We start from the raw sequence: 16,049 nt of genomic DNA on the forward strand, positions 1-16,049 counted from the left end.
GATCATTCAAACTCCAGCTCACCCTTGGCTACCTTTTCGCGCTTGCGGTAAGTTAGCGAGTCCAGAAAAATGATAATGTTTTGGGTGTCGGCTTCACAAACATCAAAGTTTTGATCGGCAAAGCGGGTCACAATCTGGTAGGCGGGGTATTTTTGCTGCAGTTTAACAAAGCGGCGCAGCTTATCGAAGTTAATGTTCTTCTGAAACCGACCCATCTTACGATACGGATACCCCGGCGTATAAAAATAGCAGGAGATCTGTCCGTCAGCTTCTTCCACCATCGAAACCCGAAGCCGTTTACCGGCGCTGAACACCTGCCAACGGTAAATAAACAACAAAGCAGCTGTGGCATTACACTTGGAGTTAAACTCGAGATGTAAAGCCATCGGACTTTCTTCAGGTTTGGCGGGCACATCGAACGACAAACCGATCCATCCTTTAAAATACTTATCGATAAATTCCTGGTTGTATAAATCTTCACTGAAACTCATAAGCTCGGCATTTTCATCCACTCATTTCTACTACATATAACTGCTAAAGTTACTGCTTTGTTTGCCTGTGTGTGCTGTCAACAGCGCATAAACAAGCTGTTCGACCAGAAGTTTACAGTACACATCAGAGATTGATTACCTTATCGGCCACCTTTTGCAGCTCGATAATGTCCATCATTGTTCCGGCTATACCAACTTCAATTTTATCGAGTAACCCAAAGTAGTTCAGGCAGGTTTTACAGGCGAGCAAACGAACGCCCTTCTCCTCCAGCTTTTTCAGCTCAGCAATAACAGGAGAACCTTCAGCGATTAACTCAACGCCCTTATTGTAAAAAGTAATAACACGGGGTAATTCTTCTTCTTCGGCTAATAAATTCAGGTAGTTCTTAATTAAAAGAAGGGCCAAATCGGCATCGCCCGATCCCATTCCTTTTTGGGTAACTTGAATCAAGCTGTTTTTTAACGATTGCATAAAGGCTATTTTAGTTGTTTGTTTTTAATATTCGTACTTAAGCTGCATAAAACGCTCCCGGATTTTACAGGTTATAGGACCGGGTTTTCCACTTCCAATCAGCTTATCGTCGATCTTTGAAACAGGTAGAATGTGCTTTGTTGTACTCGACACAAATACCTCGTCGGCACCATACAGCAGGTCAAGGCTCACTTCAGCTTCGGTATGTAAAATGCCCATTTCCGGAAGTAATTCGAGCACCAAACCACGGGTAATTCCTTTCAGAACCCCATCAGCAGGGGTAACCACAGCTCCGTCTTTCACCACAAAAATATTTCCGCGCGAGCTTTCCTGAACCGTTCTGCCGTTATGGTATAAAACATCGGCCACCATTGGGTCGCATTCCTTGTCCATCCAATACTGGCCGGGTAGATAGCTGGTTGTTTTAGCCTCAGGTAAAAAGCGCTGGTAATAGTGGGTAATCAGTCGGGCTCCTTCCTTATACAGAATGGGATCGAACAGCGGCATTTCGGTTGGAAAAACATACAAGGCTGCCTTTCGAACACCATCATCCATACAATTTAAGTCGTGCGGCAAAGCAAACAACTTTAAGTATGCATGCTGAATTTCGCTCAGCCGGATAACTTCTGAAACAACTGCTTCGAGTTGGTCGTCAAAATCTGTTCTCAGGTTCAAAATCTGCAGGCTACGTTTAAACCGCGCCAGATGTCGTTCTCCGTAAAAAGGGCGTCCATTTGTGATTTCGAAAAACTCAAAAGCTCCGTACCCCCGGTTAATCGAAAGACTTGTTACCGGTACCCCTATCGCTGCTATGGGCTCATAAATCCCGTTGTTAAAGCCGATCATAATTTCTTGTTTTTTCTTTAAAATACGTTCAATCCATCAATAGCGATACTTCTAACGAAACTATTTTTAGGATAAAATAGTGTTTAATGCTAAAGTAATCGATCGAAAGAAAATTTACAAAGCCTTTCTGATGGCCTGTGAAGGTAATTTCAGGCCTTTTACAGCTCGCCCGATTTATCGTACATTTGCCGAAAGATAAAACTGCAAAAACGTGAGTCAGAAAATCCTTTTCATCAATCCGCCTTTTACGCAATTGAACACCCCTTACCCGGCAACGGCTTACTTAAAGGGTTTTCTGAATACCCAAAATATCCACAGCAACCAGTGCGACCTGGGAATTGAAGTAATTCTGGCACTTTTCTCATCAACGGGTTTGCAGTTGCTTTTCGACAAGGTTGAAGCACAAAAGGCAAACCTATCGGAAAACAGCCAGCGCATTTTTAAAATGAAGGATGATTATATCCGTACGATTGATCAGGTCATTCGTTTTCTGCAGGAAAAAAACCGGAGCCTGGCGCATTTGATCAGTGACCGAAGTTACCTGCCCGAAGCTTCCCGGTTCGATCAAACGGAAGATCTTGACTGGGTTTTCGGAACGATGGGTATTCAGGATAAAGCAAAACATTTGGCAACCCTGTACCTCGAAGACCTTTCGGATTTAATTATCGAAGCCATTGATCCGCACTTCGGTTTTAGCCGTTATGCCGAACGGTTGAGCAGCTCAGCCAGCACCTTCGATGCAATTAACGAATCGCTGCTGGCCCCTAACGGTTTTATCGATGAGCTATTGATCAACCTCCTGCACCAAAAGATTGACCACTACCAGCCAACCGTTGTTGCCTTGTCGGTTCCGTTTCCCGGTAACCTGTACAGTGCGCTCAAATGCGGTCAATGGATTAAAAAACACCGGCCGGAAGTTAAAATCATCATGGGCGGAGGATTCCCGAATACGGAATTACGTTCGCTAAGCGATGCGCGGGTGTTTAACTATGTCGACTATATCACACTGGATGATGGTGAGGCCCCTCTCCTGCTCTTGATCGAACATTTGGATGGGAAACGGGAAGCCAGCCAGCTAAAACGAACGTTCAGCTGCGAAAATGGACAGGTGTTTTTTGTTGATGGTGCCACTGAAAACGACATTGCCCAGGCGCACTCCGGAACGCCGGATTATGCAAATCTGATCCTGGACCAGTACCTCTCAGTAATTGAAATTGCAAACCCCATGCACAGCCTGTGGAGCAACGGGCGATGGAATAAACTCACGCTTGCCCATGGTTGCTATTGGGGCCGTTGTACCTTTTGCGACACTTCACTCGACTACATACAACGCTACGAACCCAACACGGTTAAGCAGCTTTGCGATCGCATGGAAGAAATGATTCGTCAAACCGGCGAAATTGGGTTTCATTTTGTCGATGAAGCTGCTCCCCCTGCCCTTTTGCGTGCTTTAGCCTTAGAGATTATCCGCCGTAAGCTAACTGTCGTTTGGTGGACCAATATCCGCTTCGAGACAAGCTTTAGCTACGATTTATGCCTGCTGCTGAAGGAGTCTGGCTGTATTGCTGTTTCCGGCGGGTTGGAAGTGGCCTCAGAGCGAATTCTGGCGATGATCAACAAAGGGGTAAGCCTGACCAAAGTGGCTCGTGTAACCGATCATTTCACCCGCACAGGAATCATGGTTCATGCTTACCTGATGTATGGTTTTCCAACCCAATCAGCCCAGGAAACCATCGATTCTCTGGAGGTTGTCCGCCAATTATTCGAAGCAGGTGTTGTGCAATCGGGTTTTTGGCATCAGTTTGCCATGACCGCTCACAGCCCCATCGGCTTGAACCCGCACAAATTTAAAGTAGAGCGCGACAGCTATGAAACCGGAAGCTTTGCCAACAATGACCTGACACACCAGGATCTGGTTGGATGCGACCACGAACTGTTCAGCGACGGACTGCGCAAGTCACTCTTCAACTACATGCACGATATTGGCTTCGACTTGCCCTTGCAGGATTGGTTCGATTTTAAAGTGCCCCGCACAACCTTGACCCCCAATTTCATTCAGCAAGCTATCGACTCCCAACAAATTGATACGCCCGCCAAATCGGCACAGGTTTATTGGCTGGGGGGTCCTGTAACGATGAACTATTTCACCAAACGCAGAAAGAAGAAGACCTTTGAAATGGCTGAACTAAGTTTTTCAAACCGAAATAAAGAAGTCGTCATTCAATTGAAAAAAAAAGAAGCAAGCTGGCTGATGGAACAAATGCCTGATCTATCGGTACGCTATACAAATCCAACGAGCTGGCACCAGCTAAAGACAAGCTTCGAAGAACAAACTGGTACTGATTTTCTGCTTTTCTGGAACAGCCCTGCCATGAAAAGCCTGCGAGAAAATGGCCTGATTTTGCTGTAGAAAGGACACATGCCATATCTTTGTCCCTTCAAAAAAAGAAACCGAATATGATCGACTTTAAAATTAATACCGAACGCTGCATCAAATGTGGCTTGTGTTCGCAGGAATGCCCGATGCTGATTATCGATGGCAAAACCGAATATCCCGAAATTAAAGCTGGTAAAGAAAGCCAATGTATCCGTTGCCAGCACTGCTTGGCCGTTTGTCCCACTGCTGCACTGTCTATTTTAGGGAAAAACCCCGATGACAGTTTGCCGGTTACCGACGAAATTCCGGACGCGAATGCCATGGCCCACCTGATAAAAACCCGGCGTTCCATTCGTAAATTCAAATCCGAAGAAGTTGCTCCTGAACTCATTCAGGAACTGCTTGAAACAACCGCCTACGCCCCTACCGGGCACAATAAAAACGCCGTATTACTTTCGGTTGTTGACAATAAAAATGATCTGGCCAAGCTGAGAAACCTGGTTTACGACAGCATTAAACAAGCCCAGGATGAAGGTCGATTACCGGCAAAACAAGCCGTGCTTTTTAACTTACAACGCCTGTGGGCAAGCAAACAAATCGATGTGCTTTTCCGCGATGCCCCCCACTTGTTAGTCGCTTCGGCACCTCGCTCAATCACAACACCGATTATCGACAGCAGTATTGCCCTAAGCTATTTCGAACTACTGGCCAACAGCCATGGCATTGGCACCCTTTGGAATGGTATGGTCAAATGGGTTATCGACGAAATCAACCCGACTTTAGCACGTCAAATCGGCATTCCTGAAGACCATGTCATAGCATCAGTTCTGGTTTTCGGCAAGCCGGCAGTCAAGTACGCACGGGCAGTACAAAGTGATGGGTTAAACCTGAACCGGATCAGTTTATAAAGGTTTGTTTCGCAAGGAACAGCGATCTTGATCTTTCTGCCGTGAAAACACAAAAAACAACTATCTTTGTAGCCCTTTATTAGAATAGTTTCACGATAAGCAAAAAATACGACTATATGTCTCAATACAAACGTACCCTGATTACTTCGGCCCTTCCTTATGCTAACGGGCCGGTACACATTGGTCACCTTGCCGGTGTTTATGTTCCGGCAGATATTTATGCCCGCTACCTGCGTATGAAAGGCGAAGATGTGCTTTTCATCGGCGGATCGGACGAACACGGTGTGCCTATTACTTTAAAAGCTAAAAATGAAGGTGTAACACCGCAGGATATCGTGGATAAATACCACAACATCATTAAAGATTCATTTGGCCGTTTCGGTATTTCATTCGATGTTTACTCACGGACAAGTTCGCCGGTACACCACGAAACAGCCTCTGAATTTTTTAAAACTCTTTACGATAACGGCAAGTTTGTAGAACAAACATCCGAACAATATTACGACGAGGAAAACAAGCAATTTCTGGCCGACCGTTACATTGTGGGTACCTGCCCGAAATGTTCGTTCGAGAAAGCTTACGGCGACCAATGCGAAAGCTGCGGTACTTCATTAAGCCCGACTGAATTGATTAATCCGAAGTCGATGATTAGCGGTAACACACCGGTTTTGAAAGAAACCAAACACTGGTACCTGCCGCTGGATCAATACGAAGGTTGGTTGAAAGAATGGATTTTAGATGGTCACAAAGAATGGAAAACCAACGTGTACGGACAATGTAAAAGCTGGATCGACAGTGGTTTGCAAGCTCGTGCGGTAACACGCGACCTAAACTGGGGCGTTCCTGTTCCGGTTGAAGGTGCCGAAGGAAAAGTACTGTACGTTTGGTTTGATGCGCCGATTGGTTACATTTCAGCGACCAAAGAATGTACCCCTGAATGGGAGAAATACTGGAAAGATCCGGAGTGTAAAATGGTACACTTCATCGGAAAAGATAACATTGTTTTCCACTGTATCATTTTCCCGAGTATGCTGAAAGCTGAAGGAAGCTACATCCTCCCGGATAACGTACCGGCTAATGAATTCCTGAACCTCGAAGGTGATAAGATTTCAACCTCTCGCAACTGGGCTGTTTGGCTGCACGAGTACCTGGATGACTTCCCGGGGAAAGAAGATGTGCTGAAATATACCTTGACCGCCAATGCACCGGAAACCAAGGATAACGACTTCACCTGGAAAGACTACCAGGCCCGCAACAACAACGAGCTGGTGGCCGTTTTAGGTAACTTCGTGAACCGTGCTTTGGTGCTCACTCAAAAATATTATAAAGGTGTCATTCCGGCATTGGGCGAAACCAACGAGGTAGACCAAGCTGCCTTGGCTGAAATTACCAAACTGAAAGCTGATGTCGAGAAGAGCCTGGACAACTACCGTTTCCGCGAGGCTTTGAAATTAGCCATGGATCTGGCTCGTTTAGGTAACAAATATCTGGCCGACGAAGAGCCTTGGAAAGTGGTGAAAACCGACCCGGAACGCGTAAAAACCGTCATGAATATTTGTTTGCAGATTACAGCAAACCTGACGATTATGCTGGAGCCTTTCTTACCATTCAGCATGGATAAACTACGCGGATTTATCAACTTGGAAAAACTGGATTGGAGTGAATTAGGCCGTACCGATTTACTGCCTGAAGGTCACCAAACCAATAAACCGGAATTGCTGTTTGAAAAGATTGAAGATGCAACGATCGAAGCTCAGGTACAAAAACTGCTGGATACGAAGAAAGCAAACGAGGCAGCTGCCGCTGTGGCCAAACCTGCCAAGGAAAATTGCACCTTCGACGATTTTATGAAAATGGACATCCGTACAGGAACCATTATTGAAGCCGAACCGGTTGCTAAAACCAAGAAATTGATGAAGTTATTGGTTGACACCGGTATTGATAAACGCACCGTTGTTTCGGGTATTGCTGAGTATTATAAAGCCGAAGACATCATTGGTAAACAAGTTTCAATCCTGGTGAACCTGGAGCCTCGTAAATTACGTGGAATCGAGTCGCAAGGTATGATCCTGATGGCAGAAGATGCCGATGGAAGCCTGAAATTTGTTTCTCCTGAAAGCAAGGTTAAAAACGGATCGGAAGTACGCTAATAATAAGCTCAATGATCAATTTAATTCGTACTGATTCGCAAAACGAAGACTTTATCAAATTGGTGAGGGAACTGGATGCGGATTTGGCAGTAAGAGATGGAGACGACCATGCTTTTTACGCTCAATACAATAAAATTGACCTGATCAAACATGTTGTTGTAGCTTATATTGACGGAAAGCCGGTTGGTTGCGGAGCTATTAAAGAATACACAAATGGCGTAATGGAACTAAAACGCATGTTTACTGATCCTAATCTTCGTGGTAAAGGAATTGCCTCTGCCGTGCTGAAAGAATTGGAAAAGTGGGCTTCCGAATTAAGCTATTCAAAGTGTATTTTGGAAACCGGAATTAAACAACCGGAAGCCATTGCTCTTTATCGCAAAAACAACTTTTCCCCGATCCCGAACTATGGGCAGTATGAAAACGTAGAAACCAGTGTCTGCTTTGAAAAGCTACTAAGGTAAATGAATTAAAAATAGTCGTTGCCAACTCCTGTTGGCAGCGCTTCCGTAAGTTGAAGTACTGCTTTTGCAGATCGACAACTTACTCAACATATAATGAAGCCGCTTTTGTACGCAAGAGCGGCTTTTTTTGGGCATAAAAAAAAGGGTCGCTTAAAACGAACCCTTTTTTCACTAATAAACCAACTAAACCTAAACTAAACCTGAATCTATTATGCATAGAAATGTTAACTACCTCAAAGTAGTTCGATATTCTCTTCCCTTCATCTTTATCTCAATACCTTTTCTCTCTTCAACTCGTGCTATCTGAACATCGAACTTTGACATTAAAACACGAAGTTTATGCAAAGGTTCATATGGAGTAAAAAAAAGTTGATTTTTTCTTTCAATATTCTAAAAAAGGGAGCAAATACGAGATAGAAGTCCTTAAGTAAACTCATGGATTGCCAATAATTGAAGCTCTTTTGTATTGGAAAAATAAATTGCCATTCCTGTGGAATTCCGACAACAAAAAATGAAAGCATTTCTGCCCACCTGGTTTTATCTAACAATTTTAGCTTCAACATGATTGTAATTAATCCGTCAATGTCGTAAATTGTATAAGCAATCACAAAATATTCAAATCATGTCATTTGGTGCCGGTCATATTGCAGATATGCTTTCCCGACTTAGTGCAAACCGGGAACTTTTAAAGCGACCTAAGCATTTCAAAAAAGAAGAGGAAGGTTTTATTTATTTTGGTTCGCACCTGGAATTGAAATTTAAAGAAGGGTCGGAAGAAGATAAAAAGCGAATCATGCAAAAAATCCGGGCCGATGTAAAACGGCAAGCCCGTATCGAGAAAGGGATGCTCATTCTTTCGATTGTCCTTTTCATCGTTGCATTCGGCTGGTTCGCCCGAAATTTTATTTAAGAACGACCGTTTTCACATTCACAAATTCACGAATACCAACCAAGGACAATTCCCGTCCGTAGCCACTTTCTTTAATTCCGCCAAAAGGCAAGCGCGGATCAGATTTTACAAAGTCATTCACAAATACACACCCGGCTTCCAAGCCTTTTTCGGCCAATTCAAGCCCTTTTTCTTCATCAGCAGTAAAGATGGCTGCCCCCAAGCCGAAAACAGTGTCATTCGCGATGAAAATAGCTTCTTCAATACTTTGAACACGAAATAAGGAAGCTACCGGCCCAAAGAGTTCTTCGTGATAAGCAGGCATGCCGGGTTTTATATTTTCAAGCACCGTAGCCGGATAAAAAGCTGCTTCTCCTTCAGGAATAAATCCACCGCAAAGCAAATGAGCTCCCAACTCAACACTTTGCTTAACCTGTTCATGTAACTCATCCCGCAAGTCTATCCGTGCCATTGGAGCCAGCGTAGTCATTTCATTCAACGGATCGCCAAAGCTTACAGCAGTCATGTGCTTCAAGAACTCCGCTTTAAAGTCATCATAAACGCTATCCATCACAATAAATCGCTTTGCACCAATACAGCTCTGCCCGGCATTTAATAACCGGGCTGAAGCACATAACCGGACTGCCTCTTTAACATCGGCATCATCGAGAACGATATAAGGGTCGCTGCCTCCCAACTCGAGCACTGTTTTCTTCAACACTGCACCGGCAGCAGCAGCTACCGCTTTACCGGCAGGGGTACTTCCGGTTAAGGTGACCGCTTTAACCCGCCTATCTTGGATGATTGGTTTTACATCAGCCCCACCCACCAAAAGCGTACGGAATACATTAGCCGGAAAACCGGCTTCCTCTACCAATTGTTCAATGGCCAAAGCACAGCCAGGTACATTACTGGCATGCTTCAATAATCCGGTATTACCAACCATAAGCGCCGGTGCAACAAAACGAAATACCTGCCAAAAAGGAAAATTCCAGGGCATAATAGCCAAAACCGTCCCCATAGGCTGGTAACTTAAAAAAGCCCTTTTTGCTTCGGTTTCGATACCTTCATTCGCCAAAAACTGCTCAGCATTCTCCGCATAGTAGCGGCAAACCCAGGCACATTTTTCAACTTCAGCGATAGCCTCCCGTTTCAGTTTTCCCATTTCGGAACTGATCAGATCCGAAAGCCAGTCTTTCTTTTCAAGCAACAACTCTCCCACCCGAAGCATTAATTTTGAACGCTCGCTAAAACTGCTTTTTCTCCAGCTTTGAAAAGCAAGATCAACTTTATCAATAATTTGAGAAACATCAGATTCTGTATGCTTGGGATATGTCCCGCAAACTTTACCGGTATATGGATTTATGGCTTTCATGGGTTTCTGTATTTACATTCAATTCAAAGTTAACAGGAATTCAGAACGAAAAAAAGGACCGATCATTCAAGTCCCTTTTTTAAATTACTCTAACCTATGGTCTTAAAGCCAGAATCGGCAAATCTGTCAACTCCTCAATCCGAACAATTCGTCCTTCTTCAATACTTTTCCGCGCTGCAATACCAATTAGTACTGACATTGCCCCATCGCGGGTACCTGCTGAATGTTTGTATGGATCAGCCATATCCGGATCTTTGAATATCTTATCGTGCAAACGAACATCTCCTCCACCGTGCCCTGACCTAACTTTTGGTACCTTTATCAATTGATAATCTTCCCAGTTTTTCATGAGCATGATTTCGTCATAGGCTTCCATTTGATCGGCACCAGACTGGCTCATTTCTTTTTGGTGCAGTTCTTCCTGACTCATCAATTCACGATTCTCCCAAGGAATACCTTCCCACGAATCTAATCTTCCTTCTTTTCCATTAAATGCAATTCGCCATCCCTCGTAAGGAGAATAAGTTGTAAGCGAGTAACTTACCTGAACGTTATTGGCATACTTAATTTGTACTGCCATTTTATCGTAAATATCGATTTCATCACGCCACAAGCAATTATCGCGTATGTATCCGTCGTATTTCTCATTGTTAACGTATAAATCAACCATACGATCTTCAGCCATGATATCCCAATAAAATTTACATCTCGAAGTATAGGCGCATGATCGGCAATTTGCTCCTCGAAAGCTGTTATTTTTTCCGTAGTGCTGCAACGATCCAAAAGCAACAACTTCCATCGGATCTGAATCAATCCACCAATTCAATAAATCGAAATGATGAGTCGCCTTATGGAGAAGCAAGGTGCCGCTTTTATCTCGCTCACCATGCCATCTTCTGAAATAGGATGCACCATGGTATGTATTTAAATACCAATGAAAATCAACCGAAGTCAGCTCCCCTACTTGTTGCGCAGCTAAAAGTTCTTTGAGCTTTGTAAATTGAAGTCCATATCGATAATTAAAGCCAACAATCACCTTTCGACCGGTTTTACGCTCGGCGTCAAGAATAGCCTGACACTTGACTTCATCAGTTGTCATTGGCTTCTCAGTAATGACATTGCACCCCATTTCAAGGGCTTTGATTATGAATTCGTGATGTGTAGCATCAACCGTTGTAACGATGATGTAATCAGGATTGGCCTGTTTGATCATCGCTTCAAAATCAGTAAATAACGGACAGTTAACGCCCATATATTCTTTGGCATATTGCAACCTTCCCTGGTTATGATCAAACAAACCAACAAATTCAGTTTCGTCAGGATAACGTTCAACAATTGCTTTCCCCCAAAAACTGGTTCCTCTAATTCCGGTACCAGCCAAGGCAAGCTTCATTTTGTTCGATGTACCTAACGAAAACCCTTGAAGCGGATTGGTTAGTAATGCTCCTGCCGTTAATGCTCCTGCCGTATTTATAAAACGACGTCGGTTTAATTTATTCATCTGTTTAGTGTTTGGTTAAGTAATAAATCAGTATAAATTACACTGATTTACTGTACATTAAGAAAAACATGCCACCAAACATATCATACTGTAGATTCCCATAAACAAAAAATGAGTCCTCATGGGGACTCATTCCTATTTTTATAAGTGCTTTTCAACTATTCGATAATGCGTATTTCTGTACTCAAATCCAGCGCCTCTTTATAAACAGCACTTACCCCGCAGTATTTCTCTTCCGATAACTTAACGGCTTTTTCCAGTTTATCCATAGGTAAATTTGGCCCTTTAAACTGATAAATAACCTTCATTTTAGTATACTTTTTAGGATGATCTTCAGCCACATCACCTTCAACAAGAACATGGAAAGATTCCGGCTCTACCTTCATCTTTTTCAAAATCATAATAACATCCATTCCGGTGCAACCGGCCAATGCTAATAACATCAGTTTTTTAGGACGAGGTCCCTGATCATCGCCTCCTGATTCTTCGTTAGCATCAATTACAAGTTTATGACCATCCAGATCAGTTTCGAAAGTCATTTTCTGTTTCCAGCTTAAATCGACTACGTGTTTCATAACAAACTAGTTTATATTGTTTTTTGCACTATTTTTGCCTAAAATTAATATATTTAAGAGATTAAAATATCTAATTATTTGTTGATTCAACGTTAAAACAAAAGGGGTAGATGAAAAGTTCTTTAAAACGACCGAGCGAAGAAGAATGCGATTTATCGGGCTTTCAATTATTTAAAAAATTGAAAGAGCAGGAGTATATCCACCTGAACTACGATAAAACATGTTCGCTTTACAAAAAGGGGAGTGTTATTTACCGGGAAGGAAGCCGATTAACTGGTTTTTATTGTGTTACAAGGGGTATTTTGAAAATTTACAAGACAGGAATTGACGGTAAAGAACAAATTATCCGATTTGCAAAAAAGGGGGAAATTATTGCATATCGGTCTTTGTTAAGCCAGGAATTAGCCTGTACCGCAGCCAAAGTAATTGAAGAAGCCGTATTGTGCCATATTCCGTACCAAACACTCCTGTTTTTAATTCAGAACAACTGGGAATTTTCGCATCACATGCTGCAAATTGTATGTAAAGAATTACGCGAAGCAAATGACTATATCACTGATATTGCCCAGAAAACTGTTCGTGAACGTTTAGCTGAAGTGTTGATTCTGTTGAAGGACAGCTTTGAGCTGGATCCGTCAAATACACTCCAGATTTCGCTTACACGCGAAGAATTAGCCAACATTGTAGGCACTGCAACAGAAAGTGTTATCCGGCTCTTATCGGAATTTAAACAAGATAAGATGATTGAATTACAAGGCCGAAAAATAAAACTACTGGATGTAAATGCGTTAACGAAAGTTGCCAATTTATAACAAAAGACCCGCCATTCAGCGGGTTTTTTTGTATCCTAACGGGTAATCCAATCTTCCGGATCCAACTTCTGACTTTCTTTCCAAATCTGAAATTTCACTACCGTGGCATTTCCATCCGCACGATCAGTATAAATAGTACCAATATACTGCTTTAGAGCCACTTTCTGCCCCGCTTTAACCTGCACGTCCTTCAGGTTTGAATAAACGCTTAAATAGCTTCCATGGCGTATAATCACGGCCATATTTCCTCCCGATATAGCAAACACCCGGCTTACCTCACCCGCAAACACAGCCCGTGCTTTAGCTCCGGCATCAGTGCTAATGTCAATCCCATTGCTCCGCACCTGAATTTGCTTCAGAACAGGGTGAGCATGTACTCCAAAATGTTCGGTGATAATGCCTTTCGCAACAGGCCAGGGAATTCGGCCTTTATTCTTTTCGAAATCAGTAGAAACCAATTTTTGTTCAGGAGTCATTTCATAGCCACTTTTCGAAGCTGTTTTACGGGCCTCTTCTTCCAACATCTTCTCAATCTTTCGATTCAGCTCATCCTGAATTTTTTGTTGCTCCCTAATCTGCTTTTTCAAATCCTTTTGCTTCTGCTGAAGCGACAAAACCACTTTGTTTTCCTCACCACGTTGCTTTTCAAGCACATTAAATTCGGCGAGTTTTCCTTGTAATAAATCGGTTTTAAGGGCCTTCTTGTCTTCAAGCTTTGCCAGATTTTCGTCTAATTCAGTCGCAACTAACTGGATGATTTCAGCCTGAGATTTTCGGTACTTGGCATATTGCCGTAAATACAACCATCGCTTGTAAGCCTGATTCATATTCTCGGCTGAAAACAGAAAAATAAGTAGATCGTAGGTATTTTTATTTTTCTGGGCGAACCGGATCATCGATGCATATTCTTTCTTCAAATGCACCAAATCCGATTGAAGCATCCCAATAATCTCGTTATTGTTGGCAATACTCCAGTCAACAAGCTTAATTTCGTTGTTTATATTGTCAATTAATTGATTGCGGTAAGCGATTTGCGATTTCAGCAATTTCAACTTCGATAGCGAATTCTGCTCGTTTTTGCGGGTTTCTTCGAGCAAAGAGCTGGTGTAGCGAATTTGCTTTTCAGCATTGGTCTTTTTGGAGCGTAATTCAGATAAAGACTGGCCTTTCAGTGCCAACATCAAAAATACCAGACCGATACACAGAAAGAGCCGCTTCATAGGTTAAAATCAGTTTGTTTGCTTATACTTCTCCGGTATTTTAAAGGTAATATTCGGATTGTCATCGAGCGAAAATTTACTCAGTTTAATTTTCATCTTCAAATCCTTATCCGGACTTAAAAAATGAATATCAATATTCCCCGGGTATAATTGCTTGCCAACCTCCGTAAACTGATCAAAATTAACGGTTACTTTCCGGCCTTCGGTAACATCATCCATGATTATTTTTCGAACTTTGAAAGTCACCGGATCAATGTATAAATACTGAACAATGAAGCTTTCTTCATCGAGTTTTTTGAGGTACCGGTCTATTTTATCTCCTTTTCCTTTCCGACTGATTTTCTCCAATTTCCGGTTTTTCAGCGATTGAATGACATACATTCCGCTATCGGCATAGGAAACAAATTCCTTGAAATCTTTCTCCTTTGCGTCATTACGGTACGAAAACACATCATTCGTCAAAATTGATTGTACAACCTGAAAATCGATGGCTGCTCCAAGCTTTTGCTCAATGTAAGAGTAATCACCTAAAAAGTAATTCTTCTCCAGATAATTAACCATCTTAACGCTGTCTGGCGTCAATAAAATGCGGGCAACCGGCAAATTCAGTTTACTGATTGAAACCTGGATAAATTGATCATTTTTGGAACTCAACGATGCCCGAAAGGAAGTTTTATTCTCTGGGCTTTCATAAACACAAGCAATTCGTTTAATATCTAATCCTTTATAATCAAAGGCATTATCTTCAACATTTTTGATCAGTCGATTGACACTGATGGGTTTCAGTTTTTCGTAAGTTGTAATTGTTTTAGTCGTTTTACACGAGGTAAAAACCAAAACTGCTAACAGAAAAAACAGGTTTTGGGTATTGATAACTGACTTTCTCACTATTCTTCTTTACTTTCGATGTAGCGTGATTCCTTAATTTTTTGTTCTAAAACGGCAGATCCGTCTCCCAGGTCTTTTGCCTTATGCCATTCTTCCATTGCCTTCGATTTATCACCTAACATGTAAAGAATATCACCGTAGTGCTCAACCAATGTTCCATTATCCTGACCTCCGTTTTCCAGGGCACTTTCAATATAAAACTTAGCTAAACTGTAATCTTTTCGCTTAAATAGTACCCAGGCATGTGTATCCAGGTAAGTCGGATTTGTTGGATTAGCCTGCACAACTTTACTACTTAACTTCTCGGCTTTTTCCAAATCTAAACCTTGAACCGAAAGATAATAGGCATAGTTGTTCATCGCCATAAAATTCTCAGGATCCAACTTCAAAACGTCGTCGTAAGCTTGCAGAGCCTTATCCACATGCTTCAGTTTATAGTTGGCTTCGGCCTTGTAAATGGCTAATTGCACCATCAGGTTTTTATTGCTCTGAGCGTATTTTTCACCTTCGTCAATAATTTTTAGTGCTTCATCGTATTTCTCAAGCTGAAGAGCTGATACGGCATTTAAAGCGTATAAGGCAGCCTGATTCGGGAACAATTCAATAGCTTCCGAGCTATCGTCGTAAAGTTTTTGCCAATCCTGTAAATCGTTACTGATAAGCAAATATTGCCACCAAATTTCGAAACTGCTTTTGTCGGTATCCAAATACTTCTTCAGATAATCACGTGCCTCAGACAATTTATTTTGTCGCACCAGGTGATCGGCATAGATCGCAAACATCCGATTATCATCTGGATATTTCGCATGCAAAATATCCAGTAATTCATCGATTTGCTCATCTGTCCAATCCGATTTATCGGCCGAGGCAGTTTGCATCATGTAATACTGGATTTTTGTATCTGCATCGAGCTGATCACTCTTAAAGGCCTTTTTAATTTCCTCAAAAGCTTTATCCATATCACCCTGCTCGGTATAAAAACCAGCTAACGAAAAATGAACAAAACCATTTTCAGGATCTATCTCGAGGATTTTATTGTAGTATTTAAGGGCATTTTCTTTGTCACCCTGGCTTTGGTACA

Annotated in this window: 15 protein-coding genes; 6 read left to right on the top strand and 9 right to left on the bottom strand. The window is 42.3% G+C overall.

Annotated elements, in window-relative coordinates; genetic code table 11:
• Positions 1–2: 2 nt before the first annotated feature.
• The 3 genes from AC37HE_RS15555 to AC37HE_RS15565 form a co-directional block, all read right to left on the bottom strand.
• Positions 3–491 carry a hypothetical protein gene (locus AC37HE_RS15555; RefSeq protein WP_500783811.1) on the bottom strand — a complete coding sequence of 163 codons (489 nt, stop codon included), beginning with the start codon at positions 489–491 and terminating at the stop codon, positions 3–5.
• Positions 492–615: 124 nt separating this feature from the next.
• Positions 616–963, bottom strand: coding sequence for a DsrE family protein (locus AC37HE_RS15560; RefSeq protein WP_500783812.1), 348 nt, complete (start codon positions 961–963; stop codon positions 616–618).
• A gap of 24 nt (positions 964–987) precedes the next feature.
• Positions 988–1,809, bottom strand: a complete 822-nt coding sequence (locus tag AC37HE_RS15565; RefSeq protein ID WP_500783813.1) for an aminotransferase class IV — start codon at positions 1,807–1,809, stop codon at positions 988–990.
• A gap of 211 nt (positions 1,810–2,020) precedes the next feature.
• On the opposite strand from AC37HE_RS15565, the gene AC37HE_RS15570 reads away from it, so the two are divergent.
• The 5 genes from AC37HE_RS15570 (at position 2,021) to AC37HE_RS15590 (ending at position 8,618) form a co-directional block, all read left to right on the top strand.
• Positions 2,021–4,219, top strand: a complete 2,199-nt coding sequence (locus AC37HE_RS15570) for a B12-binding domain-containing radical SAM protein (protein WP_500783814.1) — start codon at positions 2,021–2,023, stop codon at positions 4,217–4,219.
• 47 nt (positions 4,220–4,266) lie between these two features.
• A complete protein-coding gene (locus tag AC37HE_RS15575) occupies positions 4,267–5,094 on the top strand; it encodes a nitroreductase family protein (protein WP_500783816.1) in 828 nt (275 codons plus the stop codon).
• A gap of 116 nt (positions 5,095–5,210) precedes the next feature.
• On the top strand, positions 5,211–7,244 hold the full coding sequence (metG, locus tag AC37HE_RS15580; RefSeq protein ID WP_500783818.1) for a methionine--tRNA ligase: 2,034 nt from the start codon (positions 5,211–5,213) through the stop codon (positions 7,242–7,244).
• A gap of 11 nt (positions 7,245–7,255) precedes the next feature.
• The gene (locus tag AC37HE_RS15585) at positions 7,256–7,708 is read left to right on the top strand and encodes a GNAT family N-acetyltransferase (RefSeq protein WP_500783819.1); all 453 of its coding nucleotides are present in this window, start codon (positions 7,256–7,258) and stop codon (positions 7,706–7,708) included.
• Between the two features lie 622 nt (positions 7,709–8,330).
• On the top strand, positions 8,331–8,618 hold the full coding sequence (locus AC37HE_RS15590; RefSeq protein ID WP_500783820.1) for a hypothetical protein: 288 nt from the start codon (positions 8,331–8,333) through the stop codon (positions 8,616–8,618).
• Here the strand turns inward: AC37HE_RS15590 and AC37HE_RS15595 are convergent.
• From AC37HE_RS15595 to AC37HE_RS15605, 3 genes are all read right to left on the bottom strand, one after another.
• Positions 8,611–9,972 carry an NAD-dependent succinate-semialdehyde dehydrogenase gene (locus AC37HE_RS15595; protein WP_500783822.1) on the bottom strand — a complete coding sequence of 454 codons (1,362 nt, stop codon included), beginning with the start codon at positions 9,970–9,972 and terminating at the stop codon, positions 8,611–8,613. The genes AC37HE_RS15590 and AC37HE_RS15595 overlap by 8 nt on opposite strands.
• A gap of 94 nt (positions 9,973–10,066) precedes the next feature.
• Complete coding sequence (locus AC37HE_RS15600) at positions 10,067–11,473, bottom strand: Gfo/Idh/MocA family protein (RefSeq protein ID WP_500783824.1); 1,407 nt, start codon at positions 11,471–11,473, stop codon at positions 10,067–10,069.
• A 158-nt stretch (positions 11,474–11,631) separates the two neighbouring features.
• Positions 11,632–12,048 (bottom strand): OsmC family protein, encoded by a 417-nt coding sequence (locus tag AC37HE_RS15605; protein WP_500783826.1) that lies wholly within the window; start codon positions 12,046–12,048, stop codon positions 11,632–11,634.
• A 110-nt stretch (positions 12,049–12,158) separates the two neighbouring features.
• On the opposite strand from AC37HE_RS15605, the gene AC37HE_RS15610 reads away from it, so the two are divergent.
• Positions 12,159–12,860, top strand: coding sequence for a Crp/Fnr family transcriptional regulator (locus AC37HE_RS15610; RefSeq protein WP_500783827.1), 702 nt, complete (start codon positions 12,159–12,161; stop codon positions 12,858–12,860).
• Positions 12,861–12,895: 35 nt separating this feature from the next.
• Here AC37HE_RS15610 and AC37HE_RS15615 read toward each other — a convergent pair whose 3' ends face one another.
• The 3 genes from AC37HE_RS15615 to AC37HE_RS15625 all read right to left on the bottom strand — a co-directional run.
• Positions 12,896–14,080 (bottom strand): murein hydrolase activator EnvC family protein, encoded by a 1,185-nt coding sequence (locus AC37HE_RS15615; protein ID WP_500783829.1) that lies wholly within the window; start codon positions 14,078–14,080, stop codon positions 12,896–12,898.
• A gap of 9 nt (positions 14,081–14,089) precedes the next feature.
• The gene (gene lolB1 / locus AC37HE_RS15620; RefSeq protein WP_500783831.1) at positions 14,090–14,968 is read right to left on the bottom strand and encodes a lipoprotein insertase outer membrane protein LolB1; all 879 of its coding nucleotides are present in this window, start codon (positions 14,966–14,968) and stop codon (positions 14,090–14,092) included.
• Positions 14,968–16,049 (bottom strand): tetratricopeptide repeat protein (locus tag AC37HE_RS15625; RefSeq protein WP_500783833.1); only part of this gene is annotated, 1,082 nt, incomplete at its 5' end. The genes AC37HE_RS15625 and lolB1, both read right to left, overlap by 1 nt.

Source organism: Mangrovibacterium sp. (assembly GCF_059905295.1).